This window comes from Colwellia psychrerythraea (assembly GCF_000764185.1).
Lineage (GTDB): Bacteria > Pseudomonadota > Gammaproteobacteria > Enterobacterales > Alteromonadaceae > Colwellia > Colwellia psychrerythraea_B.
This window is the reverse complement of record NZ_JQEC01000045.1, coordinates 70,526-97,033: the sequence shown is the minus strand read 5'-3', so window position 1 is coordinate 97,033 and position 26,508 is coordinate 70,526. Positions and strand designations below refer to the sequence as shown.

At 36.6% G+C, this 26,508-nt stretch carries 24 protein-coding genes; 11 read left to right on the top strand and 13 right to left on the bottom strand.

The genetic code is table 11. The annotated features are described in order from the left end of the window. Window positions 1–234 precede the first annotated feature (234 nt). The 5 genes from GAB14E_RS06370 (at window position 235) to GAB14E_RS06390 (ending at window position 7,119) form a co-directional block, all read left to right on the top strand. A complete protein-coding gene (locus tag GAB14E_RS06370; RefSeq protein ID WP_033083419.1) occupies window positions 235–2,070 on the top strand; it encodes an SIR2 family NAD-dependent protein deacylase in 1,836 nt (611 codons plus the stop codon). Continuing rightward, a complete protein-coding gene (locus GAB14E_RS06375; RefSeq protein WP_033083418.1) occupies window positions 2,067–2,696 on the top strand; it encodes a hypothetical protein in 630 nt (209 codons plus the stop codon). The genes GAB14E_RS06370 and GAB14E_RS06375 overlap by 4 nt, the downstream gene beginning before the upstream one ends. Further along, complete coding sequence (locus tag GAB14E_RS06380; protein ID WP_033083467.1) at window positions 2,686–4,872, top strand: AAA family ATPase; 2,187 nt, start codon at window positions 2,686–2,688, stop codon at window positions 4,870–4,872. The genes GAB14E_RS06375 and GAB14E_RS06380 overlap by 11 nt, the downstream gene beginning before the upstream one ends. A 354-nt stretch (window positions 4,873–5,226) precedes the next feature. Continuing rightward, window positions 5,227–6,129, top strand: a complete 903-nt coding sequence (locus GAB14E_RS06385) for a hypothetical protein (RefSeq protein WP_033083417.1) — start codon at window positions 5,227–5,229, stop codon at window positions 6,127–6,129. Between the two features lie 138 nt (window positions 6,130–6,267). Then, window positions 6,268–7,119 carry a hypothetical protein gene (locus tag GAB14E_RS06390; protein ID WP_033083416.1) on the top strand — a complete coding sequence of 284 codons (852 nt, stop codon included), beginning with the start codon at window positions 6,268–6,270 and terminating at the stop codon, window positions 7,117–7,119. Window positions 7,120–8,139: 1,020 nt separating this feature from the next. Here GAB14E_RS06390 and GAB14E_RS06395 read toward each other — a convergent pair. The 3 genes from GAB14E_RS06395 to GAB14E_RS06405 form a co-directional block, all read right to left on the bottom strand. After that, window positions 8,140–9,081, bottom strand: a complete 942-nt coding sequence (locus tag GAB14E_RS06395; protein WP_081967867.1) for a substrate-binding periplasmic protein — start codon at window positions 9,079–9,081, stop codon at window positions 8,140–8,142. A 5-nt stretch (window positions 9,082–9,086) separates the two neighbouring features. After that, the gene (locus GAB14E_RS06400; RefSeq protein WP_081967866.1) at window positions 9,087–9,794 is read right to left on the bottom strand and encodes a TorF family putative porin; all 708 of its coding nucleotides are present in this window, start codon (window positions 9,792–9,794) and stop codon (window positions 9,087–9,089) included. A gap of 326 nt (window positions 9,795–10,120) precedes the next feature. After that, a complete protein-coding gene (locus tag GAB14E_RS06405; protein ID WP_081967865.1) occupies window positions 10,121–11,824 on the bottom strand; it encodes a chitinase in 1,704 nt (567 codons plus the stop codon). 444 nt (window positions 11,825–12,268) lie between these two features. Here GAB14E_RS06405 and GAB14E_RS06410 point away from each other — a divergent pair, with 444 nt between their 5' ends. The 6 genes from GAB14E_RS06410 to GAB14E_RS06435 all read left to right on the top strand — a co-directional run bounded on the left by GAB14E_RS06410 (window position 12,269) and on the right by GAB14E_RS06435 (window position 17,798). Then, the gene (locus GAB14E_RS06410) at window positions 12,269–12,931 is read left to right on the top strand and encodes a fused MFS/spermidine synthase (RefSeq protein WP_033083414.1); all 663 of its coding nucleotides are present in this window, start codon (window positions 12,269–12,271) and stop codon (window positions 12,929–12,931) included. Next, a complete protein-coding gene (locus GAB14E_RS06415) occupies window positions 12,924–13,847 on the top strand; it encodes a spermidine synthase (protein WP_033083464.1) in 924 nt (307 codons plus the stop codon). Before GAB14E_RS06410 ends, GAB14E_RS06415 begins: the two co-directional genes overlap by 8 nt. A 233-nt stretch (window positions 13,848–14,080) precedes the next feature. Beyond that, entirely contained in the window at window positions 14,081–14,707 is a 627-nt protein-coding gene (gene upp, locus GAB14E_RS06420; protein ID WP_033083413.1) for a uracil phosphoribosyltransferase, read from the top strand. 123 nt (window positions 14,708–14,830) lie between these two features. Then, window positions 14,831–16,096, top strand: coding sequence for a uracil-xanthine permease family protein (locus GAB14E_RS06425; RefSeq protein WP_033083412.1), 1,266 nt, complete (start codon window positions 14,831–14,833; stop codon window positions 16,094–16,096). Window positions 16,097–16,305: 209 nt separating this feature from the next. After that, window positions 16,306–16,746 (top strand): YtoQ family protein, encoded by a 441-nt coding sequence (locus GAB14E_RS06430; RefSeq protein WP_033083411.1) that lies wholly within the window; start codon window positions 16,306–16,308, stop codon window positions 16,744–16,746. A gap of 134 nt (window positions 16,747–16,880) precedes the next feature. Beyond that, entirely contained in the window at window positions 16,881–17,798 is a 918-nt protein-coding gene (locus tag GAB14E_RS06435; protein WP_052093891.1) for an urea transporter, read from the top strand. A gap of 284 nt (window positions 17,799–18,082) precedes the next feature. Here GAB14E_RS06435 and panC read toward each other — a convergent pair whose 3' ends face one another. From panC to GAB14E_RS06485, 10 genes are all read right to left on the bottom strand, one after another. Beyond that, the gene (panC, locus tag GAB14E_RS06440) at window positions 18,083–18,949 is read right to left on the bottom strand and encodes a pantoate--beta-alanine ligase (protein ID WP_033083410.1); all 867 of its coding nucleotides are present in this window, start codon (window positions 18,947–18,949) and stop codon (window positions 18,083–18,085) included. 109 nt (window positions 18,950–19,058) lie between these two features. Then, window positions 19,059–19,853, bottom strand: coding sequence for a 3-methyl-2-oxobutanoate hydroxymethyltransferase (gene panB / locus GAB14E_RS06445; protein ID WP_033083409.1), 795 nt, complete (start codon window positions 19,851–19,853; stop codon window positions 19,059–19,061). 134 nt (window positions 19,854–19,987) lie between these two features. Then, window positions 19,988–20,476 carry a 2-amino-4-hydroxy-6-hydroxymethyldihydropteridine diphosphokinase gene (gene folK / locus GAB14E_RS06450; protein WP_033083408.1) on the bottom strand — a complete coding sequence of 163 codons (489 nt, stop codon included), beginning with the start codon at window positions 20,474–20,476 and terminating at the stop codon, window positions 19,988–19,990. Window positions 20,477–20,486: 10 nt separating this feature from the next. After that, on the bottom strand, window positions 20,487–21,911 hold the full coding sequence (gene pcnB / locus GAB14E_RS06455; RefSeq protein WP_081967864.1) for a polynucleotide adenylyltransferase PcnB: 1,425 nt from the start codon (window positions 21,909–21,911) through the stop codon (window positions 20,487–20,489). Window positions 21,912–22,131: 220 nt separating this feature from the next. Next, entirely contained in the window at window positions 22,132–22,824 is a 693-nt protein-coding gene (locus GAB14E_RS06460; RefSeq protein ID WP_033083407.1) for an SDR family oxidoreductase, read from the bottom strand. 96 nt (window positions 22,825–22,920) lie between these two features. Then, complete coding sequence (gluQRS, locus tag GAB14E_RS06465; protein WP_052093890.1) at window positions 22,921–23,868, bottom strand: tRNA glutamyl-Q(34) synthetase GluQRS; 948 nt, start codon at window positions 23,866–23,868, stop codon at window positions 22,921–22,923. 32 nt (window positions 23,869–23,900) lie between these two features. After that, a complete protein-coding gene (dksA, locus tag GAB14E_RS06470; protein WP_033083406.1) occupies window positions 23,901–24,347 on the bottom strand; it encodes an RNA polymerase-binding protein DksA in 447 nt (148 codons plus the stop codon). A 271-nt stretch (window positions 24,348–24,618) separates the two neighbouring features. Beyond that, window positions 24,619–25,332, bottom strand: a complete 714-nt coding sequence (gene sfsA, locus GAB14E_RS06475) for a DNA/RNA nuclease SfsA (RefSeq protein ID WP_033083405.1) — start codon at window positions 25,330–25,332, stop codon at window positions 24,619–24,621. Between the two features lie 64 nt (window positions 25,333–25,396). Next, window positions 25,397–25,840 (bottom strand): hypothetical protein, encoded by a 444-nt coding sequence (locus GAB14E_RS06480; protein ID WP_033083404.1) that lies wholly within the window; start codon window positions 25,838–25,840, stop codon window positions 25,397–25,399. A 178-nt stretch (window positions 25,841–26,018) separates the two neighbouring features. Beyond that, window positions 26,019–26,504 (bottom strand): acyl-CoA thioesterase, encoded by a 486-nt coding sequence (locus tag GAB14E_RS06485; protein ID WP_033083403.1) that lies wholly within the window; start codon window positions 26,502–26,504, stop codon window positions 26,019–26,021. Between the last annotated feature and the right edge of the window lie 4 nt (window positions 26,505–26,508).

Below are 26,508 nucleotides of genomic sequence, written 5' to 3'. Positions count from 1 at the left end.
AATGCTAACGACTTCTTGGTGCGCTATAGCAGACATTAGATTAAAATTTTTAGCAATAAATTTTCTATGTTTATCATATAAAACAGAACAAACTACTAATTATTGGACAAACTTTGTGTTTCGGGGTAAAACCTATGTAATTCATTTAATTATCTTTAAAGTTACGCATAGTTCCCGCATAAATGTTTATATTTTAAAAGTTAATACATCAAATTTTCAGAGGACATTAGCAGGATGCTAGCAGACAATTCATTTGACTATTTAGTCTCTCAAATCTTGAATAAAAGATGTGTTCCGGTAGCCGGAGCTGGAATTTCACTATCTAGTAAAGACCCCGATAACGAAAATGTCCACAATGTTGATTGGATGGTAGGTGCCTTAAAAAAAGAATTAACAAAAAAAAGGTTTGCACGTTATGACAAGTCTCTCCATGGAAACGTTTGTAAATGGGGATGTATTGAAGAACTTTCTAAGTTTGACCTCAAAATAGTAGAGCAAGACTTATGTCACTTTAATTGTTTTTTTTGCGATGTATTTATGGCAGGAAAAGCCAAAAAGCTAGGTCATTTATGTGAACTTTTTTTGTGGGAATTTGATTCATTAAAAGATGCATATCAAAGTTTAGTTAAGCTTTTAAAAATTGCAAAATATAAGGATTTACTACCTACACCTGCCCATATGTATATAGCAAAACTTGCAAGAGAAGGCTTATTGTCAGAAATTTTAACAACTAATTATGATTGTAATTTTGAAAAAGCTTATGACCTTGTTACTTCCGGAAAAAATACAGATGTTATAACTAGTTTAGATGATTACCGTAGTAGAGGTGTTCAATCGGATGACCTGAATCGCTTACAAGTTTATAAAATTAATGGTTGTGCAAAAAATCTAGGTGATGCTAGCGAACCAGAAAAATGTGAATTGATACTATTAACGGAACGACAACTTCAGAAATGGCGAAATAGGCAATGGGCAGCTGATCTATTTCGCGATAGGTTACGTAGCAACTCATTACTATTTATTGGATTCGGAAGTGATGAGCCTCAGGTTCATCATACACTTCAAACGGTACTTGATGAATATACTGATGATCCTATAAATAATGGTCGAAAATTGCTAGAAACTTTGAATGCTCCTATAGTTGCGACTTTTGATCCCCAACCAAGTTTTCATCAACAGCAAATTGTTAAAACTTATGCTCAGCACCATAAACAAGCGGCCAAACAGGGGGATGAATTAATAATCCGCCACCCTGAACTTAACAAAAATCTTTCTGCTGATTTATTATGGCATTTCCTCTATGAACGTATAATAAGAACAAAAGTGATTGAAGCACTAAGATCGAGTGCACAATCTGCAAATGCTAGTTTCACATCAATCATTCCATTTTCGTCAACTATTTTGACTCACGCACTCACTTCATTTGAACACGGAAAAAAAGGTGATAATAATTTTGTCTCCACATCCCCAAGTTGGTTAGAGGATTTTTTCACTGCTCCAACAGTTGATCAAAAAAATAGTAATAAATTTGAAATGTTAGTTCATTGTCTTTCTCAACTGAAAGGAAATTCTTCTGATTACTATGAACCTGTAATTAATAACCAGGCATTAATATCTGAATTTGTTTTACTAATTTTTTTATTAAGAGGTTATGTATCTACAGAGAACGATGGTGACCCGGAGCGAGGGTTATTGCTTAATGTAAAGTCAAAAAATTCAGTAAGAAAAGAGCTTTATTTAAATGATCTTCCAATAAAAAGTACGGGTATGGAAAGAGCTAATAAGTTAATGGGTAATACTCACTTAATACTAAAGCTTGGACTGGCAAGAATTCACTCTATTCCTAATATGGAAAGAATAAAAAACGTTAATAATAAAACTGGGTCGATAACACTAGAAACAATTATTACTTTGAACTGGAAACATATATTCACTAGCAAGTCATATGAAGGAAACATGGAGTCGGTAGCTGCAACCATAAAAGATGCAATAGAGTCCCCAACAAACTATTACTTTTCCAATCAACCTAGTATAAAAAAACGGACGTTTTTGAGGGAAATAAACGCATGAATAATATTTTAGATATAGAACTACCTCAATCTGAGAATAATACAGAACAAGTAATACCAATTTCAGTTCATTGTAGCTCGGTATGCAACTTATTAATTTTTAGATCGCAGATTCAATCTGGCGAAAAAGTTGATTGGAATGATATTAAAATAATATTTGCCAGATTAATAGATAGACTGTCAGATCTATTACGTGATTATCAGCAGTTTTCACCTCTAATTATCCTTGTAGAAGTTGAACAGCCAATAGACGAATGGAATCAACTTATGGGAGATCAAGATTGGCACCGTGGTCGCTTTGTGATGCAGGAAGTTAAACTTTATAAAGGTCAAACTACAGACGAGATAAAACAAAGATGGCTCTCTCCATTAAAAACAGGCGGTTATAATCCGGTAAAAATAACAGCAGAAGGTTTGTCTAAATTAGTGAAAGAGGCTTTAGTTTATTCAAACCCACCAAAAGGTTCCTCTCCACAAATGTTTGACAGGTATGTTGAAAATCTAATTTTTGTCTTAGAAGAGAGTGAATCATGGCAATTTTCTATATTTTGGCGAGATGAGTTGCTAAAAGACATAAATAATGTTCTTGGTTATGAACTAGTTGAGGGGCATGACTTTGCGAAATAATATTGAATTTATAAATAAAATAGAACTAAAAAACTATAAAGGTTATCGTCAAACAGAAAATGGTGAACCTAGAGTTTTTGACTTAAATGCGGATCTAATACTTATCACAGGAAAAAATGGGGTAGGTAAAACAACGCTACTTGAAGCACTTGATTGGGTACTTAATCATCCAGAGACAAATAATGGTGATTCTATTACTTCAGGTGAGAAAAATGGATTCATAAGAATAAATGGAGAAGAATTTCCTGTTATTGGTAAAGGGTCAGTTGACCGACAGAATTTAAATACAGTGTCTTCATTTTTTTACCAAGAAAATGTAAAAGCATTAGCTTGCAATGAAGTGATTCAATTATTAGAGCCACAGAGCAATCCATCCGTTGAAATTAAGCAAGGTTTGAAAGAAATACAGCAAGATTTAAACCATTGGCAGAACCAATTAAATACTTTGAAGTATAAGAAAGATTATAAAAAGGCTCGAAAAATTTTAGCTGGAAAAATAAGTGAAGTAGTAGACCAACTACCTAAGGAATCTGAGATAAAGCTCAGATTGAAAGAGAGAACCTTTATTATAAGTAATGGTAATTTATCAAGTGGCTGGGTTTCGCAAGTAAATAATCTAGTTAAATCAATTGGTGAAATTAGTAATCGTGTTGAACCTGTAGGAGCAAAACTAGCTGAAAAATTTATACACATAGGAACCAGTTTACTTGAGTACAAAAATCCTAAACAAGAAAATTTAGATAGGGATGAAAAGCCAGTTCAATTGAACCAAAATTTACTTAAACATTTGCAGCTTCTTCCAATTAACTTTTCTTTCATAAAACAATCTAAAACAGATAGTGAAACTTTTGATAAATCATTATGTCTTAAATATATAACACCGACTGTAAGTGCTATGTTAAATGGTCACTTAACTTCAATTGATAATGTTAATGCTTACTCATCACGTATAAAGAATCTTGAGAAAGAACAAGAGAAGTTAAGGAAAGATTACCGAAACTCATCTGAACAAAAAGTCATTATTTCAGATGAAAACTTGTCTGTAATTGATTGGATTGAAAGTTTTAAAGGAAATATAGATAAGTGGTTACATGCATGGGATAACCATTTGGATAAAGAAAATGTATCATCTATTCAACAAAAGCTGAAGACTGAATTAAATGAACTGATGATACTTTCGGTTAAACGAAATGAGGAAATTAAAATTGAGTTATTATATATTGAAAGCAAGGGAAAAGAAGTATCTGGGGAACTAAATCTTCTTGTTCGTGCCTTTAATGTGCTGAGAGATATTGAAGAAAATGCGCAGCAATTATTACCTATGTTAGAAAAAGATTATTTTTCATTAAGTGAGCTACAAAAATTTGTAGAAAACCTACTCACTAAATCGCAGGTGAAGGATGCAAAAGAAGTATCAAATGAAATTGGTCTTATTGAGGAGTTAGGTTATACATTTCAACAGTGGGGGGAACTTGAAAAAGAAAAAGAATACGATGAAAAAAATGCTACTGACTTAGATAAACTAGATGTGGTTGAATCGATGATTTCTAGTGCAAATGTTATTTGTAAATCAGAAATTAGCTCAAAAAGTCAATTTCTCTCACTAATAGGCACTATACCTAAAGTAGAGTTGGAGTTACTTGTTGCAAATATGAATCAACTATTAGCTAGTTTTCATTTTCCAGATGACTTTTTACCTATCACTCTAGAAAATAATGGAAGAGGGGTTAACTGGGGGTTTAAAACAAACTCTGGTGTTAAGTTTGATGATCTATCTACGGGGCAAAAATCTCAATTAGCTATTTGTTGGACAATAAATCTAAACTTGGTACTTACGAAACGATTAGGCCACAAAGTAATTGGTTTTGATGATTTTACTACTTCGTTAGATATGAATCAGATGATTCCAGCCTCAGTGTTACTCAGAAAATTAGCTTATGCTAATGAGGATGATACAGCAAAAAGACAGGTTATAATTACCAGTCACCATGAGGATCTTACTAATCGGCTTTTAGATTTTCTCCTCCCGCCAGATGGCAAAACGATGAAGGTAATTCAATTTGAAGATTGGTCTGTAAGCAATGGTCCTAGTTATAAGTGTTATGACGTTGAGATGAACAAATTAAATCAAGACGGGCTAGAAGACGCAATAAAGGATGTTATGAGTATTGATTAGTATTAAATTTTTGAAAAGTAATGAGTGCTAAATAACTATCCATGATAAGGGATTTTTATTTTTCAATATAAAATAGAATGCAATACAAGCATTATTACTTTGAAGCTTATGTCTCGAATATGCGCATTCCGGACGTTAGCCTTTAATTTTTTGCCTTATATTTTCTAATGAATATTTTATGTCATGTTACTGAGCGGGTTTAGTAACATCTATCTTTTATTAAATAATTGGTTGCAGTGGTTTCTCATTCTTTGAATTTGTGGGACATTAATGTAAATTAAATTTTAATTATAGAACGGACATTACTGAGCCGGCTCCATAATAAGCTGTTAGGTTTCTATTGAGTATAGAGTTTTGATTAAATCATATTCCAGTAAATTAAGTTTAGTTAGTCATCCATTCACAAATAGTGAGATAAGCAAAAAAAAACCTCGTGATGCGACAAAAGAATCCCTATCTGGTGCCAATATATATGTACTTGCTCAAGTAAGGTATCCAAGAATTTTTATTGAAAAAAATAATTCTTCTTCATCTGTTGATATAACACTATCAAATGGAATAACAAAATCTAGCGGCAGCTTAGATATACATTATATATTAAATGCTAACCATCCCAATTTGTTTAAAGATATCGCTAACGGGAAGTATGGTGATGTTGTTTTTAGCTTTAAGGTCTATTCAAATCCAGATTGTTATCTTGTTGTTTTTTTAAAGGACAAAAGAACAAAAAAAATTGTATCAGAAGCTTTAATTGAAATAACAGGATGGCAATTTTTGTTTTATAAAAGTAATAATCAGACTTTTATTAAAGGGTTTGAAAACTATATCGATTTTTTTAACTTTAAAATTCATTATGTAGGTAAAACATCAAAAAACATCTTTGAAAGGTTATCAAAAGGACATCATGCACGAGGCGATATATTAAGTTCAGAAAGGGTTATCGATAATAAATCTATTCTCGGTGAAGAATTATTAGTATTACCATTCAAGGTTGTTAAATCATCAAAAAGTAAGTCCTGTATTCTCAGTATTAAAGAGGAAGTTGATTTCAATGAAAAATTATTAATATGCGCATTACAACCTGAGTATAATCAAATTAAATACGATAATTTGATCGAAGAGTTTTCAAAGAATTGTGAGTTCGATCGTTATCAATTGCATATTAATAACGGAATGGTTTTGTCGACAAGTTTTGCTAGGTTTACGACTAAGTTACGCTATATTCTACTTGATCATAAAGAAATTAGAATATATTAGCTTGTGTCTAAAACCTAACAAGGCGTTCAAACTGCTAACAGTTGGCTAGGTTCATTTTAGCCAACTATAATTTTCCGCTTATTGCGGTGTTAGGTCAATTTAACTATTCTTTAATTGGCTAAATTTTGAAGGAAAAACATGGAAGTAAAAATTTTAAATAACCGATTGATCGCTTTTCTTGATGTACTTGGCTTTACTGCTTTTTTGAAAAAAGAATCCCTTGAAAATGTGCATATGAAATACTCTGAGTTCATTGATGAAGCTAAAACAAGAACATTTTTTCAAGCTGAAGGTGATAATACTGGAAGATCAAACTTTGAATATGCAGAATTTATATCTGATTCGATTATCTTAGTTTCAAACCCAATTGACGATGTATTCAATGTAAACAGCTTTGTTGCTGCTGTTTCATTTCTATTCGAAATGGGGTTTATTTCAAACCTTCCATTGCGAGGTGCCATTGGTAAAGGCGATTTCCTTATTGATATCAAAAGAAAAATATTTATTAGTAAAGAGTTTGCTAATGTAGTCCACTTTGAAGGTCAGCAAGAATGGTCCGGGTGCGTGATACTGGATAGCGCTGAAGATATTGTCATCGAGTCTATTTTTGGTGAAATTGATAAGGAACGTCTTAAAACAGATCAAATGGGTAATAATTTGGTTATTAACTATGACGTACCATTAAAAGAAAAAAAGTCTATTAATCTATTTGTTGTTAATTTTCTGATCTTCTTAACTAAAGAACAAATTTTTTCTGGAATTGATTACCTTATAAATCCAAAAAAAGAAAATAATAAAAGGTTTTTTGAATTCTTAAATACGTTGCCATTTGAATTTCAGATGCTTCCTCAAGAGTTTCATCCTGCTGTTAAGACGCTTATGACAAAAACTAGAAGTGGAATGCGTATTTCGTTCTTAGACTCCAATGGTAATCCTTGTCAGCCAGGTGTTAAAGAAATTCAGTGGATGGCTGTCGGGAGATGGAAATAAACAATGACCTAACAAAAAAATAAACTCGGGCGTTATCGATACAAAATCTAATTAAATCTGCCCAATTAGCTGCAATAGCTTATGTCTCCTTTGTGGCTTGAGTTCAATCGGTGGATGCAACACATTATATGCTTAACTAATATCCTCTTATTACTCTTTTAGAAAGCACCCGTAGGTGAATGCCTCCGCATTAATGAATATAGATAAGCTATTAACCAATATCTGACAGTATTAATTGGTAGATAATCTAGCTTCATTAATACAGCCTTAGATTTGGATTTACCTTAGTCATATAATGTTGATAACTTCAAAGAAAAAACTAATGAAATTATTAGTGATCTTATATTTTGTAATTATGGGTTCTAAGTGGAGGGGCATATAAAATTATTTTAAATTATTTTTACGTTCTACGAGTGACATTTACTTAATGTACCAAAGGATGTACCACGTTGTGTCTTTTTGTTTTTATAATTGTTGTTATATCAATGTTTTGGTGTTTTTTATTGAGTCAGCGAAGGCCCACCATTTTCATGTTACTGTACAACCCTTCCAGGTCAATTTACTCAAAGCTTAATTTCCCTATTGCAAAGTTCCGGGCCATGGCTATATCAAGTGTCTACTGTTGTTGAATCTCGACGACTGCGACAACAAATCTACTGAAAATTATTAATATTCCCCCATTCAATCTCTATCTTTCCTTTACTCAAAAAAGTTAACTATTAGCTAAAACACAATCAAATCAACATTTGATAAAGTTACTTCAAAGCTCATGAATAATTTATAGTCTTATTTTTACTTAGCAAGTTAATTAAAAAACTCAAAATACATAGTTAAAATTGAAGAGAGTATTAGTTTACCGTTGATATACTTTCACTCAACAGTCTCGCTCAAACGCATTTAAAAAGCATCAAAAAATTTAGCCAATCATTGGCGACGACGATGTCAAATGCTGTAAAGTCGAGTATACTGTTGATTTTTGAAGTAGGTATTGACGATAACTGGGATGAGGAGCATTAGTAACTAAAAGTCGAGCTTACAACCACTACCAATATTGACAAACCTTTCTGTTTCGCCACTTTGTTGAAACTCAATTAATGCTAAATTGATATCATCAAGTAAGTCATGCCGTTTTGGGTACATTTTACTGATGGCAAAATAAAGGTGGTTATATTTTAAGGCTGGAATTACTTGTTCAACTCCGTTTAATAAAGCTTGTTTATTGTTATTAGATAATTTTGAGTAATTAACACTGAAGTTAAAAACCTTGGGATCGCCAACAATCAAATCTACCCGCTTAGCCACTAATAGCCTCATTAGTTGTAATTCATCAACAGCATCGATTGTAGAAAATTGCTCACTATCCATCATGGCATCAAATTCAGGGGTGTTTTGATAGCCACGCACGACACCAATCATCTTATCCTTAAGGTTACTTAGATCTGCCTTTAACTCAAAGGACTCTCCCTTTCTTTTTAGTAGTGATAATTCACCGCCGGAGAATTTATTTGATAGCACTAATAACTCTTCGCGCTTTTTTCCTGGTACAGAATCTGACGGAGAAGAACTTTCAATAAAGTACTCAGGAAAAAGAATATCCATTTTTCCTTGCTCAACCATTTTTACTGATCTTGCCCAAGGATAAAAGTGAATATTTACCTGGTAGCCTTTGCTGACTAACAAGGCGACGGTAAATTGAAATACCCAGCCCTTATTACACACACTTTCACTAATATAAGGAGGCCAGTTTAAGGTGGCTAGGTTTAGAACTTTATCTGACTTGGCATTAAAGCGGTAACCTTGGGCTGTTTGTTCACCTTGAATTGTGTATTGCTGACCATGTTGGGAGTAGCTAACTGTTAAGTTATTCTCTGTTGCTAGCGTGTTTGAGCTTAGTAAGCTTACAAGCAGCCCTATAGAGAAAATTATTTGAGTTATTTTAGCTATAGCTCGTATTGTTTTCATAATGGCTAACCAAAACCGTGGCTTATAGAAAGTAATAGCTTAGTATCACCATAATCCTCTAGGTCGGTTCCATGTAAACCAAGTGAAAAATCAAAATGTTTGAAAGAATAAGTTACGCTGATTTGTCCGTGAATATAATCATCATCGTTAGCTTGCCACTGCCATTTGTTACTATCTAGGCTAGTCGACTTATCAATGCCAACTAGTATGGATAAGCTGTCCGTTAAAATGAAGTTGTGGCTGGCCATAACAATATAATGGCCGGCATCAGTGCCGAAATAATCCCATGCATACCAAAAGGCAATTGAACTTTGTGATAAGTGATATTTAATGTATAACTCAGCATAGTTTATTGTTGAGCTATTGCTGCTACCGAAATAGTTATACTGACTAATGCCAAAATCTAGACTATTTTGCTCATTGAGGGAAAGACTATAACCTAAGTAGGCATCGAGCTCAAAATTGGCTAAGTCATCATAATCAACATTAGATGCCCAAGTACCTGCATAAAGTCCATTTTCAGCTGACCATGTCAGGCCTGCTTGTAAGGCTGGTTTTTCATCGGTTTGGCTAACACCATTAAATAGATAGTCGCTAGCAAGGGTTATATCGCCATTCCATTGTGCATAAGAGTTTGAAGCAAGGGGCAAGGTTAACACTGAGGTGAAAAAGCAGACTGTACAAATGGTCAAACAGCTTCGTAATGTCTTCATTATAAGCAAATTCTATGGTGAACTTGTACTAAATAACTATAGTCGTTAGTTGCGAATAGTTAAAGCTGATACCCTGAGTATTACCTTGGCATTACCTTTACTAATAGACATTTTAATAGCGTTCTTTATTGCCTAACCAGCGTAGAATAAGTACTTGAGTAGAAGCTGGATGTTGTCGTTAAATTAAATAATAGTCCTATTTAATAATTTTAATTTTTTATTAGCATTTAGTGAAAAATAATGCCCCTATCATTAATGATAGAGGCTTTTTAGGTTACCCAAATTGGCTTAAATGAAGCGATTACTAGGCCGCTTATTAAGCAGTTTTATTTTTTCCATTCATTGCTGGTATCAGGTTGACTACCTTTGGTCCACCATTTAGCTGTATAAACGATATCGTTATATGTCGCTTGCTCACCGCCGTGATATACGGTGCCTATATCCCAAAGTGCTATGCCAGTAGGAGGTTCAGTTGGCGGCTCAGTAGGAGGCACTGGTTCTGTCGGCGGAACTGTTGGCGGCTCAGTAGGTGGCACTGGCTCAGTCGGCGGAACAGTTGGCGGCTCAGTAGGTGGCACTGGCTCAGTCGGTGGAGTACTAGGAATGAGCAACCATGGCCCACCCTCTGAAGGTGTATCACCTTGAGTCCACCATTTAGCTTTATATTGTTGTTCTAAATAACTTACTAGCGTGTTTGCTAGATATACTTTGTTCGCAGTCCATTCAGAATCATTGGTTGGCGGCTCAACGGGATCAATTATTTGCTCAACTATGCGTACAGTTGGCCAGTTAACATGTGATTCATAGAAATTTGTCACACACTTTTCATAGTCACCAGCTACCAGCGCAGAATATGCTGTTTGATAACCCACTAATTTACATTCAAATGAGAAACCACCGGGGCGATCGGCGTAATATTGCCAGTCACCTTCCCAATTGGTGTAGAGCACATCTTCGGCATTGCTCAAATTCAAGCTACCGAAGGGGGTTTGTTGCCAGCAGGTATTCTCTTCATCCGCTTGTTTAATAATTTGGTAGTGATCAGATAAACCTACCCAATAACTAATGCGGTTAACAGGTTGGCCTTTATCTCTGTTCTGCGCGCCACATTCGATGCCACCATTAATAATATTAATCGTTGTACCAAAGCCGTAACCTATACCGGCGGCTAATTCGGTTGCTGATGGTTGCCAAGTACGGTCAATAACATGCAGCATTGCTGGTTTTGGGGCTTGTGGCGTTAAGAAAAACCACACAGCAGACGCTAAATTTAACCAAGAGTCAGCAACCTGTGCAGGGTCGTTAAGTAACACGGTTGCGTCGCCATCAAACATGACTTCTGAAAAGGCGCCATAGTTGAAGTGATAGGATAACTGCTTTGCACCACGGCCAAAGTAGCCTTGATTTGGCGCACATGGCCAGCGTCTATTTTGCCAATCGTCTTGACCACAACCGGTGGTATAACCTTTTTCACCTTCAGACCAGCCCATTTCACGCACATGTACTAAGGCTTGTTGCCATTCTTCAAGCTGTGCAGGGTTATCTGAAGTGTTATCTGGAGATATATGGCCGCCAGTTTCTTGGGCAAAGTGAGCAAAAGCGGTAACAATCGATTTTTGACAAATAGCATCGGCATCACGGTTATCGGTATAGTCGCCACAAAAGGCGGGGAACTTGCCTATAGCCTTGAGAAATCGAGTATAAGTGTATTCTGGCGCAGCCATTTCTGTTAAAAAATTCCACTCATGTTGGCCAAATACTCTTTCAGCTCGCTTTACATTTTCTGGGTTAGTATTTGAGTTAGGTGAAATAGCATTAACGATAGTATTACTTTGTGTTCTAAGTGCTTTAGACCATATGTCATACATGGGGTTAATTGTTTTTTCTTTTTCTGTTGCGTGTATGTCTGTTTTAGAGAGAATGTAGCCACTCGGGTTGTCGGGATCTACCTGCGGCTGGGTAGCATTTATCGATAGTGAAGTGCATAGCGCGGCCACTATGGTTGGTTTAATCAAGTTTTTAGTATTCATCAGTCAGCCTATTATTATTGTTGATTCTTAACTGCTTATTTACATAGTCGTTACAAGAGGGCTTATTATTTAACCTAAATGACAGCGTTGTCAAGTGGCTTGTAAATATTAGTTAGAGGTATGACCTGATCTATTTGGCACTATTTAACAACTTTCCTGAACTGTTATTTTCATTGCACAAAAAATCTATAACCATCATTAAATCGAGCTGAATCAATAGTTAATAAATAGTAAGTCAGTAACTAATGAGCAAGCAATAAATCTGTTTAATATTTATTGCTTGTCAAATCATTACAACAAAAAATAATTAGGATTTTTTTAGCAAAACTAACTTATGTCGACAAACAACAATGATAGCTAAATGGAATTAGTGGGGTTTACTACCCAAAGTTAGAGAAATAATTTACAGTGTTTATATAAATTCTAATAATAAACAGATCAGCCATGCAAATATCAAATAAACCTATTAATTTCAGCAACCTTTATATCTACTTCCTAGCCTTTAGCAGTGGCTTTTCTATTATGTGTATTGAGCTGTTAGCGGGTCGAATTCTAGCGCCATTTTTTGGTAGTAGTGTGCATATATGGGGCAGTATTATTACTGTTTTTATGCTTAGTTTATCTTTCGGATATCTCTTGGGTGGTAAGTTTTCTACTCATTCAGCTTCACTTAACCGTTACGGCGCTATTTTTATCATTGCTGGCCTAACCTTATTGCCAATAGTTACTTCGAGTGTTTGGTTGATGGAAAGTATTTTTCTAGCAGTCGAAGACTCTCGTTATGGCTCTTTGTTAGCATCGACAGCGCTATTCTTTATTCCTACTATCGTCTTAGGCATGTTGTCCCCTTATTCAGTTAGGTTACTCGTAAAAAACTCTAATGAAAGTGGCCAGGTTGCTGGGAAATTGTACTTTGTATCTACCTTAGGAAGTGCCATAGGTACCATTATCACGTCTTTCTATTTGGTGATGTGGTTTGATATAGATACGATTGTATTGAGTGTGAGTTTAGTACTCAGTTTGTTAGGTATCACAACGATTGCAGTGGCAAAAATGAATGCCAGTTTATCTAAAACTAAAATACAACGAGATGTTAGTCATGCTTAATTCAGTCAATAAATTTATCAGCAGTATCTGTTTTGTACTGAGTGTTTTTATCATTAATAATGCGATGGCAGAAGTTGTTCACAGTGAACGTTCTTTATATCGAAATATAATTGTGGAAGATAAAGGCGATTTACGTTGTTTGAAATTTAATGTAAAGAGCAGTAAAACACGGCAAAGTTGCCTACTTAAAAGCCAACCACAAGAGTTAGTATTTAATTACACCAAACAACTATTAACTGGCTTATTAGTTAACCCTGAGCCAAAACGAATTTTGATTATAGGTCTTGGCGGCGGCACAATGTCGAACACCCTGCATCAGTTACTGCCTGAAAGTTTTATTGATAATGTGGAGATAGACGAGAGTGTTATTAAAGTGGCTAGACAATATTTTGGTTATTTAGAAAATGAACAAATAAAAACGTATAGTCAAGATGGTAGAGTTTTTGTCAAAAGAGCACTGTTAAAGAAACAAGAATACGACTGGATAATATTGGATGCTTTTAACGGTGACTATATACCAGAGCATTTGATGACCCAGGAATATTTAGAGGAAATCAAACGTTTACTTTCATTAAGTGGCATACTTACGGCGAATACTTTTTCATCGAGTAAGCTCTATGCGTATGAGTCTGCAACGTATAAATCTGTTTTTGGTGATTTTTATCAGGTGAGTAATTCCGATAGTAGCAATCGAATAATTTTAGCCCGTAATAATGGTTTAGAACAAAATGTAGATAGCGGGAAAAATGAAAATGTCAGTAAATTAGCTATAGATTTATTAGCCATTGGTGTTGATGTGAAAAAGCTTTATCAGAATATGAGGTCAACCGCAGCCCATCAAGATTGGCCCGACGATAATCCGATATTAACAGATCAATTTGCTCCAGCAAATTTACTTAATATTGATACAGATTAATTAATAAGTAACTTAAGTGAAGTAGCTTTTACTTGAGTTACATGAAAATAAGTATGAATTATTATTCTAGTTAAACTAAGTGCTCGTTAATTTTTCCTCAACGATAAAACTATTTATCCTAGTGATTGTTGATCTTGGCGAGCCAAAAGGTAAATAGCGATAAAATCCCTCTAATATCTGGCCAATTTATGTGAGAATAAGAAAACTTACTTTTCTTTCATTGGATAAAAAACATGTCAGTACATGAAATAAAACACCCGCTCGTACAACATAAAATTAGCCTAATGCGCGCCAAAGATATGAGCACTCGTGACTTTCGCCAACTATCTGCTGAAGTTGGCTGTTTATTAACTTACGAAGCGACCAAAGACCTCAAATTGGAAGATTTTCAAATGCAAGGTTGGGATGGTGAACTTACCGGTCAGCGCCTTATCGGTAAAAAAGCGACAGTAGTACCTATTCTACGTGCTGGTATCGGTATGTTAGATGGTGTACTAGAGCTAATGCCCAGTGCAAAAATTAGTGTTGTTGGCCTGTACCGCGATGAAGAAACGTTAGAGCCGGTTAGTTATTTTGATAAGTTAGCGAGTGATATAGATCAACGTATGGCTTTGATCATAGATCCTATGCTTGCTACTGGCGGCTCAATGAATGCGACTATCGATATTCTCAAAGAGGCTGGTTGTACAGACATTCGTGCTTTGGTACTGGTTGCAGCACCTGAAGGTATTGCCAAAGTAGAAGCTGCTCACCCAGATGTAGATATTTATACAGCATCTATTGATGATCACTTGAATGAAAATGGCTATATCATCCCTGGGCTTGGTGATGCCGGTGATAAAATCTTTGGTACCAAGTAAATACAGCTAATTAATGAGACTAAGCAATAGTTACTAAGTTATCAGCCATTAAATAGGCGATAACTTAGTCAACAAATTAAGCTAACAATTTATGGTAAGTAAAACCACTATCAAGGCAATCTTATGACCGAACCGTCTTTAAATCAAAGCAGTTTTAATCAACCTACTTGGCGTAATGCCCTTGCTGGTCTGCAAATGCTGTTTGTCGCTTTTGGCGCGCTGGTTTTAATGCCATTAATCACAGGGTTAGACCCAAGCGTAGCGCTATTTACCGCAGGTATTGGTACGCTGTTATTCCAATTCATTACCAAGCAGCAAGTCCCCTTATTTTTGGCCTCTTCGTTTGTTTTCATCGCGCCAATTGCCTACTCAGTACAAACCTGGGGCATTGCCGCGGCTATGGGCTCATTATTTGTCACCGGGTTAATGTATGTCTTGATTGCCGCAGTAGTAGCAGTTCGTGGTGCTGGATTTTTACATAAGTTGATGCCACCAGTGGTAACAGGTCCAATTATCATGGTTATTGGGCTTAGTCTTGCACCTATTGCAGTGAATATGGCAATGGGTAAAACCGGTGATGGTGCCGCTGAGCTTTTTCCTTATGCTGATTCTTTGATAGTTTCAATGTCAGCTTTATTAACGACAGTCTTAGTAGCGACCTTAGGTAAGGGGATCTTTCGTTTAATCCCCATTATGGCAGGCGTACTGGTGGGTTATATCATGGCATCTGTTATGGGCATGGTGAGTACTGACGCTATTGCAACCAGTGAATGGTTTGCTATACCTAATTTTATTACACCTGAATTTAATCTTAGCGCTATTTTGTTTATGTTACCGGTAGCTATTGCTCCTGCCATAGAACATGTTGGTGATATATTAGCCATTGGCAGTGTAACGGGCAAAGATTACACCAAAAAACCTGGATTACACCGGACACTATTAGGTGATGGCCTAGCCACTTCTTTAGCTTCTTTATTCGGCGGACCGCCTAATACTACTTATTCAGAAGTTACTGGCGCTGTAATGCTCACCAAAATGTTTAACCCTAAAATTATGCTCTGGGCAGCGGCTTTTGCTGTTGGCCTAGCTTTTGTTGCTAAATTTGGTATCGCACTGCAAACTATTCCTGCGCCCGTTATGGGCGGTATTCTAATTCTACTTTTTGGCTCTATTGCTGGCGTAGGCATGAATATCTTAATAAAAGCTCAAGTAGACTTATCTGAGCAGCGAAACCTTGTCATAGTCTCAACTACGCTAGTCTTTGGTATTGGTGGCATGGCTATTGGTAATGCTGACTTTAGCCTGACAGGCATTAGTTTATGCGGTTTAGTGGCAATAGCTCTAAATGCTATCTTGCCACAGGAACACCAGAAAAAAGAGCAAAACTAATGTACGCACTCACAGTCTATTGAAGTAACTGAAATAATAAATAGCCGATTATGGTTAATTAACATAATAAGGCTTTATTGTTCATATTAACTCTGCTGCATTTTACATGGTGGAATTGGATTTCATTTAATTCATTTATTGAGTTACTGACTAATGGTGTACCATTGTTGTATATATAAAGTAATAAATATCAAATAGAGAGTATTGTTATGAAATTAGAAGTATATCTTTCCGGAGAAATTCACACAGATTGGCGTGAAAAAATTATTTCAGGCTGCCAAGAGAGTGGCTTAGACATTACTTTTACTTCTGCAGTAACTCATCATGAAACAAGCGATAGTGCTGGTGATCACCTCGGCGCTGAAGAAAAGCAGTTCTGGCGAGATCATAAATCAGCCAAAGTAAATGCAATGAAAACCAAAACATTAATTGAGCGTTGTGATATTGCTGTAATTCGTTTTGGTGATAAATATAAACAATGGAATGCTGCTTTTGACGCGGGTTATTGCGCTGCACTTAATAAACCTTATATAACCTTACATAGTGAAGATATTATTCACCCGTTAAAAGAAGTTGATGCCACGGCTCAAGCTTGGGCGACCACTGTTGAAGAAGTGATCACTACGTTAGAGTATATTTCTCGCAATTAATTAAAAATATTAGCCACTAATGGTATTAGTGGCTAAAAATATAAGTTTTATTAGCTATACAACAATCTAATTCCATGGACTTTTCTAGCAGCCGCTACTGAATTTATGGTCGCGTACAACAAAAAATAAGCTTCATGACATTCCCTTTCGAACATTTTTATAAAAGTTTTTTACGTAGCTGTGGCCAAGTTATGCTGCAAGGTAACGCTATTACTGGTTTGTTATTCCTGCTCGGCATTGCTTTAAATTCAACTACTATGCTGCTCGGCATCACCCTAGCTATAATATCAGCATTAGCTGTCGCTAAATTATGGCAGTTTGACTTAACAGTGGTACAAGATGGTTTGTATGGTTTTAATGCCGCACTTGTAGGTGTTGCTGTTTTTTATTTTTTACCCGTTAGTTTTTTTTCTACTTTAATGGTTATTTTTGGCGGTGCTTTCTCCACGGTGTTAATGCATTTTACGTTGACTAGGATGGCAAGAATTCCTGCTTTTACTACGCCTTTTATTCTCTCTACTTGGCTGATATTGCTATTTATTGAATATACTGAATTAACCATTATTGTCAGTCATAGCCTAGATGAAGGGTACTTCGGTGGCAATAATACCGCTACTGTTATCGACTATTTCCAAGCAAGCATGCGAGGTATTGGTCAAGTAATGCTACAAGGCTATTGGCTCTCGGGGCTGTTTTTTTTCTGTGCTTTATTCATCCATGCTAGAAAAGTAGCGGCTTGGGCATTGTTTGGCTCGTTCACGAGTCTATTGATTGCCACTGGTTTAAACTTTCCTCAAGAAAAAATTATAATGGGGCTTTATGGCTTTAATAGCTGTCTTGTCGCTATCGCACTTTCTGATCGTTACCCAGCAAAACCATGGTTGATTACTTTAGCTGTATTAGTTTCAGTTTTACTCACTAGGTTGTTTGAACTCTTAACCTTACCAGCATTGACCGCCCCTTTTGTTATAACAACTCTGCTTTGCATTGGTTTAGTTAATTTAAAAAACTTTTATGACGCTAAAAGAAGCGCTAAAAATCTTTTATTTTAGTTCTTGTCTTACGCCAATTATTTATAGCCGACTATAGATCAATCGAGCACCTTTTTTGTTTTTCCTGCAAATAACAATATAAAAAACTTAATAGAGCCGGTATTTGACTTATTCAAAACGATATTTGATTCAATATGGATTAGCCATGTGTTTATTTGAGGTTAGCTATCATTGATAAAATAAGTGTATCGGGGAGGGTTACCAAGGTGTTTATTTTACTATGATTTTTGAATGACCTAGCCTTGGAAGTAGGCTAGGTATGTTTGTACAGTTAATCAAAATCGTTAGATTAGGTTGATTTGTAAGTTATCAATCAAGCGCGCTTTGCCGCAATGTGCAGCGGCTAAAATGACTAGCTGGGTATCATCTTCACTTGCAGGTTGTAATGTTTGTGCGTGGCATACGTGTAAGTAATCGGTGTGTAAACCCGCGTGATTAATGGCCTTGGCAGCTTGTTTTGCTAAGCCAATAAAGTCGATACTGTCTTGTTGAGCAAAACCTGCAGTTATTTGCTCACTGAGCCATTGCAAATTTTGCTGCAGGGCCGGTGCAATAGCTTTTTCATCCGCGGTTAAATAACCATTACGCGAACTTAACGCTAAACCACTTTCTTCTCTGCTGGTTATTACGGGTACTATGGTGATTGGCATGGATAAATCTTCAACCATAGTTTGAATCACTTGTACTTGCTGATAATCTTTTAAACCGAAACAAGCTACGTCCGGCTGAACTAGATTAAACAGTTTACAAACTACTGTGGCAACACCACGGAAGTGGCCAGGGCGACTTTCACCGCAATAACCGTCAGAGACATTAGGTACTTCAACAAAGCTTTGTTTAGCTAAACCTTGAGGATATATAATGTCAGGTGTTGGCGTAAAGAGTAAATCGGTAGCCGCAGCTGTTAATTTTTGCTGATCCTCGTCCATGGTGCGAGGGTAATTGTCGATATCTTCATTGATGCCAAATTGCATGGGATTAACAAATATACTGGCAACAACTTTATCGGCATGTTTGTGCGCTTCAACAACCAAAGAAATATGACCAGCATGTAAGTTACCCATAGTTGGCACAAAGGCCACTGTTAAACCTTGCTGGCGCCATTCTTTGACTTGTGCACGTAATTCACTGATTTTACTGACTGTTTTCATAAGCTTATCTTGTTTTTTTATAGTTATTTAGTGTTTTTTTTCGAATGTTAAGTATGTAACTTAACCAATAACGTATTTAATTATTGCTTATCACGGTATTTGTTAATACTTATTTAAAGATATGTTCGTCAGCTGGGAAGTTACCCAAGCTCACTTCGCTGATATACAGCTCAACCGCTTTTTTTATATCGCCGGTATCTTTTAAGAAGTTGCGTGAAAACTTCGGCATATAATTACAGGCAATGCCTAAGGCATCGTGCATCACTAAAATTTGTCCATCAGTATCTTTACCTGCCCCAATGCCAATGGTTGGAATAGTAAGTGCTTTAGTGATGGCCTGACCTAAACTTGCAGGAATGCACTCCAGCACCAATAATTGCGCGCCAGCAGCTTCGAGTGCTTTGGCATCTGCAATCATTTGTTCAGCTTTATCATCTTCACGGCCTTGAACTTTAAAGCCGCCAAAAATATTGACCGATTGTGGCGTTAAACCTAAATGAGCACATACTGGGATGCCACGCTCAACTAAAGCAGAAATGGTTCCGTTAAGCCAAGCGCCACCTTCAATTTTTACCATGCTAGCACCGGCTTGCATTAACAATGCGGCATTTGACATTGCTTGCTCTGTTGTCGCATAGCTCATAAATGGCATATCAGCGATAATGAGTGTTTTTTCAACGCCGCGTTTTACGCATCGGGTATGATAAGCCATATCTTCGATTGATACAGGTAATGTGCTGTCTTGGCCTTGCAATACCATACCTAAAGAATCACCAATAAGTATCGCGTGTATACCTGCTTGGTCAAAGAGCTTTGCAAAGCTGGCATCATAAGCGGTAATTGTTGATATCTTTTCGCCTTGTTGCTTCATCTTTAGCAAGCTTGCCGTCGTTATTTTAGCCATGGGTTTTCCGAATAGGTTAATGAGCTTATTAATCAATTTTCTATAAGCTGTTAGTGCTAATTATAGTGCTAAGGATTGTATTGCTAATATTTAGGATTTCAATATTTATTAGTTAAATAGTTATTATGGCAATATTATAGTTTTACTATGCCATTGCAATTGATTTCGCTAGCAAGTGAGCTGATTGATGTACCATCAGGTAATGATAGATTCGGCGCAATCTCTGCCAGTGGCAGTAAGACAAACTCACGCACTGTCATGCCGTAATGAGGAACAGTTAGGCGCTCATTGTCTATATTTTTATTACCATATAATAAAATATCACAATCGAGAATTCGAGCGCCCCAGCGGTTATCTTTTCGCACACGGCCCGCTGAATTTTCGATTTTCTGTAAGGCGTTTAACAAATCAAGTGCTGATAAACTGGTTTCTAAGGAAACTACCGCGTTGATATAATCGTCTTGATCTTGAGGACCCATAGGTTTACTCAAATACAAAGACGACAGTGCAATGACCCTACAATTAGTAATATCAGCTATTTCTTTAGCCGCATTGCTTACCTGTACTTTTGGATCTGATAAGTTGCTACCTAAACCAATATAGGCAATGGTTTTTTGTTGCATCAGCTATTACTTATGATTCCGTTGTTTTTGCACTAGGCTTACGGCGTTTTTTCGGATTACGTCGCTTTGGACCTTGCGGAGATTTAACCCCTTTGATCATTTGTAAGCGGGCTTCATTTGATACTTCTTGAAAGTCTGTCCACCACTGCGCTAACTCAACTAATTCAGCTGTTGCTTCGATTTGTGCACGTAGTAACAAAAAGTCATAACCGGCTCTAAATTTAGGATGCTCGAATGTTTTAAAAGCTCGTTTGCCATCGCGGCGAGCTAACTTCTCTTGCAGGATCCAAATATCTTTAATAACAGCTTGAAAACGTTTAGGTATGGCAATACTACGCTGTTGCTCTGGCATTATTTCATTCAATGCGGCAAAAAACACATCTTGTGGAGTTAGTTGCGTAGTGACTTTAATTTGTTGGATATGCTTTTGTAAGGGATACCAAAGCATGGCAGCGAATAAAAATGCCGGTGTTACCCGTTGATCGTTATTAATGCGTTTGTCAGTATTTTCCATCGCTAACTTAATAAAGGCGAGTAAAAAATCTTGTTCTTGGGATTCTTGGTTAAGTGCTTGTTCAACAGCGGGGAAGAAGTAGCCAAACAAGTTATAACTACGTAGCTGTTCAAAGTTAGCAACAGCTTTACCTGAAATGAACATTTTCAAGAATTCTTCGAACAAACGCGCCGCAGGAATATTGGCCATTAATGAAGATAGCTCTTTAATTGGCGCTTTTGTGTCATCACATATTTGCATATCGAGCTTAGTAGCAAAACGAATCGCACGTAACATGCGTACTGGATCTTCACGGTAACGAGTTTCGGGGTCGCCAATTAAGCGAATAACTCTATCGTTGACGTCTTGAACGCCATTGGCAAAATCGTATACTTTAAAGTCTTTAGTCGAGTAATAAAGAGCATTGATGGTGAAGTCTCTACGCTCGGCATCTTCTTCTATGCTGCCGTAGATGTTGTCACGCAATAACATGCCGTCTTCACTTTGTTTTGAGGTTTTCTTGCAGCCTTTCTCTTGCTCAGATGCATTGTCGTGATGGCCTCTAAAAGTGGCAACCTCAATAATTTCTCGGCCAAAAACAATATGTGCTAAACGAAAACGTCGGCCAATTAAGCGACAATTTCTAAATAAAGCTTTAATCTCATCAGGTGTTGCGTTAGTCGCAATATCAAAATCTTTAGGCTTTAAACCTAATAAGATATCACGAACACCACCACCAACAAGATAAGCATCAAAACCACCTTTATTTAAACGATATAATACTTTAAGTGCACTTGGGCTCAATAATTGACGTGAAACAGGGTGCTGATCTCGCGAGAAAATCAATGGATTATCAAAGGATGCAGTTGCAGGCTTAGTATTACTGCTCGCGCTTTTTTTAGCGTTCTTTTTAGGGGTCGTTCTTGCCGCAGTTTTACTCACTTTTTTGGAGAAAACTCTTTTGCATAAATTAATAACGCTTTTGATAGTCACAGGCCTTTAAGACAGACATTAAATAGTGGCGCAATGATATAACAGTGCAGGGCAAAAGAGAATAACAGACGGGATAAATAGCATGAAAATGCAGCAAAAAATTGACTCAGAAAGAAAGGCGAGAATCAATGCTCGCTTTTTCTTCTTTAAATTATGCCACTTGCTATGGTTACCAAGGCAAGGTCTCACCATTAGAGTGTTTAAATACACCGGAGTCAGCCATGGTTAAGTTATCCATTAAGGTAATTAAGCGTTGTGCAGCAACCGTAGCGCTGATATCGCCATTATTTAATACGCCATTGTTATTTACCATTTCAGTTTGTACATAACCAGGGTGATAAATACCGACAGCGATACTTTCATCACTTAAATCTCTTGCCAAGGATACTGCCGCGATATTTAGGGCCGCTTTTGACATGCGATAACCATAACGACCACCTGAAGTATTATCAGTGACTGAACCCATTCTTGAAGTGATTAAGGCAATTTTACTGCCTGAAGATAAATTATCTAACAACGCGTGGCTTAAGAATAGTGGTGCAAGTGCATTAACATTAAATTGCTCAACAATCGTTTCTTGATTTAAGTCGTTAAGTTGCTCGTCGCGCAAAATACCGGCATTGTTAATCAACAAATCAATAGTAATGCCACTAAGTGCAGATACAGCTTTATCAATGCCAGCTTGTGTAGAAACGTCCACTTGCTCTACCACGTTTACGCCCAGTGCATCTAACTGAGCAGAACTCTGGCGACAAAGGGCATAAACGCTATCACCACGTTGTTGAAAAATTTTAGCCATAGCATAACCAATACCGCGATTGGCGCCAGTAATTACAATAGTGTTTGCTGTACTTGTAGACATAATATTTCCTTTGAGTAGTTTTAGAAACAGTTTTTAGTCGTTATTTAACTGACTATTTTCTAGTGAACAAGGCTTAGTAACTTGTAGTTCTGTTAATCAATCGATGTTAATTTCAATTACTTTGGGTACAAGACTTCGTTGCCAGTGTTTGCTTGCCCATTGAATTATTTCATCAACACTCGCGTTGGTTAATTCTGGCAATGGCGATTGCCCTAAAAATGTTAGCGCAGCCATAAGTGCAGGCTGAGGTATTGCGTTATTTATTGCAGGGGCTTTGTTTTGTTTACTGAGCTTATAACCGTCATTGGTTATTGCTAATGGGATATGACCATATTGTGGTGTAGTACATTTCAAAAAACTATCATTGAAGGTTTGAAATAGTGTCAATTGCCTTGCTGTGGGTTCAAGTAAGTCACAGCCACGCACAACGTGAGTGATTTTTTGGGCTATATCATCCGCTACTACCGCTAGCTGATAAGCAAATAAGCCGTCTTTACGATGAATAATAAAATCTTCATTGGCTAATGCTTGGTTACAAACCACGTCACCTTGAAAGAGGTCGTTAAATTGATGTAAACCGTTTTGGTTAATCAGCCTTAAGGCGCTGCCTTCTGGTTGGTGATTCTTGGTAAGGCAATGACCTTGATATATGCCACCCAGAGCCTTAATGTTTGCGCGAGTACACTGGCAAAAGTAACTTAATTTTTTTTGCGTTAAGTCAGATAATATTTCACGATAATATAAACGTTGCTTACTTTGATAAAGCTCAGTTTCATCCCAGTGTAGGCCAAAAGCTTCAAGTGTTTTGAGTATTTCGGTACTGGCACCTGTTTGCTCTCGAGGCGGATCAATATCTTCAATGCGAACCAGCCACTTTCCTTGCTCACCACGTTTATTAATAAACGCTTTTGCATCAAGAAAACTCGCTAACGCAGCGATAAGAGAACCGAAGTGGAGTAAACCAGAGGGGGATGGAGCAAAGCGACCACGATATTGGATAACCTGTTTAGGCTCCTGTGGTCGCTTGATATGCACGTTTTGCATTTGAAATGTATCGAACTAAGGTTAGCTAAGAATTAGCCAGCCATTTGGCGCTCTTTAATTTCAGCTAACGTTTTACATTCAATACAAAGATCTGCAGTTGGACGGGCTTCTAAACGACGAATACCAATCTCTATTCCGCAAGACTTACAAAAACCAAAGTCGTCATCTTCAATTAACTGTAAGGTTTTTTCAATTTTCTTAATCAGTTTACGTTCACGGTCTCGTGTACGTAATTCAAGACTGAACTCTTCTTCTTGAGCTGCTCTGTCTACAGGATCTGGAAAGTTTGCTGCTTCGTCTTGCATATGCATTACGGTGCGATCAACTTCTTCCCGTAATTGTATGCGCCAAGCATCTAGAATTTTCTTAAAATGCTCTTGTTGAGGCTCATCCATGTACTCTTCGCCGGCTTTTTCTTGATATGGGGCGACGCCCGCTAATGCAAGAATACCTAATGGCTTGTGTTTTTTTGTTGGCATGCTTTTCTCCCAATGCTACATAGACCAAGGCGATTTACTAATATACCACGTTTTATATGGTAGAGCGCCTTTGTTGTAAGTGCCAATATTTTATATATGACCCGATGAATCAGGACTATATTGTGTCTCTCATGATAAAAATCAACAAATTAGCGAAAATAAATATTTTATCTAATAATATCAATTAGTTAATGGCAATGAAATTATTGTACAGTTATTTAAAAATTTTGAGCAAGCTTTTTTAGCAAGTTTTACTAGTATAAGTCAATCATTATCGCTCAATAAACGGAATTTTTTTACATATATTGAAATCAAGTACCCCTGAAGTAAGAGAAAATTCAGCTTTATAGGCAAGAATCTCAACACCAGCAATATGGGCTTCTTTGAGTAATGTAGCATAAGTCGGATCAACATGCCTCGCGACAGATATAGCGTTGATGCCACTATGTAAAACGGCATACAGTAATACAGCCTTATGCCCCTGCTTGACCATATCTATTAATTCTCTTAAATGTTTTTGACCGCGAGTGGTAACGGCATCGGGGAAATAGCCATGGCCACTTTCTAATAAAGTTACAGACTTTACTTCAATATAGGTATCGGGAGCATTTTTAAATGTCGCTAAGAAGTCTATGCGACTATTTTCATTACCGTACTTTACTTCTCGCTGTAATAAATCAAACCCACTTAATTCACTAATTACGTTTTTATGTAATGCTTCTTCTATCAATTGGTTAGCACGTAAAGTATTTACACAAATAAAATCACCCGCTTGGCTTTGAGTAATTTCCCAGCTAAATGGATATTTTCGTTTACTATTATCTGAAGTACTATACCAGACAGTATCGTTAGGTTCAGCGCAGCCTTTCATTGCGCCAGTATTAGCGCAATGTATGGTTGTTTCCTCATGACTACTTAGTTCTATGTCGGCTAAGAAACGCTTATAGCGCTTAATTAATTTGGCAGGTTTTACGTGAAGTATCATATTAAAAATGAGCTAATTAACTGTTAAGCTTATCATAACGTAGTTTTTTGTTGGCGTAGTTATTTTAATTAACCAATGTCGTTTTTCGTTGTTTATTTTTTAACAAGCTGGCTTGTTCAATAAAGCCATTAAGCCAGGTTGTTGCACTTTCGCTATCACTAAATACATGAAATTCTATCTGACAATCGTGATAGATGCGTTGTAATTGCATTTGCTGCATATCAGCGTAGGCGCTGTTTAAAATAACCACCGCAATGGCAATCATGCCTTTCTTTTGCCGATACAGGGTCGTTTCTTTTAATTGCAACTCTGCATCAGGTGTAAATACACTATTACCTCGAAAGGTAATGAGGGAGCCCCATGGTTCGCCAGTCATTTTTTCTGTTAGTTGTTTAATATCTTGGTGATATTTTTCAGCAGTGATCTCATTAAATGGTCCTTGTGCGTCCACCAATAAAATATTATCTTTCTGCTCAATAACATAACTTCCATGTGCGGCGTATTCCATGTTAATCCTTTTTGATAATCTATAATTAATTAAGGTGGAACGTTTAGTAATAACAGCCTTTAAATAGCTTGCCAAGTAAGCAGATATATTTATATTTACAAGTTTTTAATGAACTTTTTACGCAATTTTTTTTAATTTTTACTCATAGCACTGTTAACACTTGGGCTCGCGTGGTTTTTTATTTCCAGCCAAGCTGTTCTTCAAAGTCTTGATCTAATTTAATTGCAAATTCTTTTGCGTGCATGGCCACTTGCTCTAACTTTATCTCTTCTTCATTTTGCGGATCAAATTTTTTGACTTTTACTGGATAACCACTTTCATCTGTTGCCATGAAAGTAATAAAACAACGGTTGGTTACTACATAGCTATGCTCTTTTGGATCACAAGCCCTCACTACCACATAAATGTGCATACTGCTGCGACCAGTGTGCACTATTTGTGCTGTTACTGTGATCATTTGACCGACTAATATTGGGCGGATAAAGCGTATGCCGTTGGCAGAAACGGTGACGCTGTAACGTTTGCTCCATTTGGCTGCACATGCATAAGAAGCTTGATCAATCCATTTCATCACCATACCGCCATGAACCTTACCGCCAAAATTTACATCAGTTGGCTCAGCTAAAAAACAAAATTCAACCATATTACTGAGAGTTTTTTTCATTATA

Excerpts from the sequence above, each read along its gene's own strand:
- GAB14E_RS06370 (WP_033083419.1), top strand. The coding sequence starts at position 235 with ATGCTAGCAGACAATTCATTTGACTATTTAGTCTCTCAAATCTTGAAT.
- GAB14E_RS06375 (WP_033083418.1), top strand. The coding sequence starts at position 2,067 with ATGAATAATATTTTAGATATAGAACTACCTCAATCTGAGAATAATACA.
- GAB14E_RS06390 (WP_033083416.1), top strand. The coding sequence starts at position 6,268 with ATGGAAGTAAAAATTTTAAATAACCGATTGATCGCTTTTCTTGATGTA.
- GAB14E_RS06395 (WP_081967867.1), bottom strand. The coding sequence starts at position 9,081 with ATGAAAACAATACGAGCTATAGCTAAAATAACTCAAATAATTTTCTCT.
- GAB14E_RS06400 (WP_081967866.1), bottom strand. The coding sequence starts at position 9,794 with ATGAAGACATTACGAAGCTGTTTGACCATTTGTACAGTCTGCTTTTTC.
- GAB14E_RS06405 (WP_081967865.1), bottom strand. The coding sequence starts at position 11,824 with ATGAATACTAAAAACTTGATTAAACCAACCATAGTGGCCGCGCTATGC.
- GAB14E_RS06410 (WP_033083414.1), top strand. The coding sequence starts at position 12,269 with ATGCAAATATCAAATAAACCTATTAATTTCAGCAACCTTTATATCTAC.
- GAB14E_RS06415 (WP_033083464.1), top strand. The coding sequence starts at position 12,924 with ATGCTTAATTCAGTCAATAAATTTATCAGCAGTATCTGTTTTGTACTG.
- upp (WP_033083413.1), top strand. The coding sequence starts at position 14,081 with ATGTCAGTACATGAAATAAAACACCCGCTCGTACAACATAAAATTAGC.
- GAB14E_RS06425 (WP_033083412.1), top strand. The coding sequence starts at position 14,831 with ATGACCGAACCGTCTTTAAATCAAAGCAGTTTTAATCAACCTACTTGG.
- GAB14E_RS06430 (WP_033083411.1), top strand. The coding sequence starts at position 16,306 with ATGAAATTAGAAGTATATCTTTCCGGAGAAATTCACACAGATTGGCGT.
- GAB14E_RS06435 (WP_052093891.1), top strand. The coding sequence starts at position 16,881 with ATGACATTCCCTTTCGAACATTTTTATAAAAGTTTTTTACGTAGCTGT.
- panC (WP_033083410.1), bottom strand. The coding sequence starts at position 18,949 with ATGAAAACAGTCAGTAAAATCAGTGAATTACGTGCACAAGTCAAAGAA.
- panB (WP_033083409.1), bottom strand. The coding sequence starts at position 19,853 with ATGGCTAAAATAACGACGGCAAGCTTGCTAAAGATGAAGCAACAAGGC.
- folK (WP_033083408.1), bottom strand. The coding sequence starts at position 20,476 with ATGCAACAAAAAACCATTGCCTATATTGGTTTAGGTAGCAACTTATCA.
- GAB14E_RS06460 (WP_033083407.1), bottom strand. The coding sequence starts at position 22,824 with ATGTCTACAAGTACAGCAAACACTATTGTAATTACTGGCGCCAATCGC.
- gluQRS (WP_052093890.1), bottom strand. The coding sequence starts at position 23,868 with ATGCAAAACGTGCATATCAAGCGACCACAGGAGCCTAAACAGGTTATC.
- dksA (WP_033083406.1), bottom strand. The coding sequence starts at position 24,347 with ATGCCAACAAAAAAACACAAGCCATTAGGTATTCTTGCATTAGCGGGC.
- sfsA (WP_033083405.1), bottom strand. The coding sequence starts at position 25,332 with ATGATACTTCACGTAAAACCTGCCAAATTAATTAAGCGCTATAAGCGT.
- GAB14E_RS06480 (WP_033083404.1), bottom strand. The coding sequence starts at position 25,840 with ATGGAATACGCCGCACATGGAAGTTATGTTATTGAGCAGAAAGATAAT.
- GAB14E_RS06485 (WP_033083403.1), bottom strand. The coding sequence starts at position 26,504 with ATGAAAAAAACTCTCAGTAATATGGTTGAATTTTGTTTTTTAGCTGAG.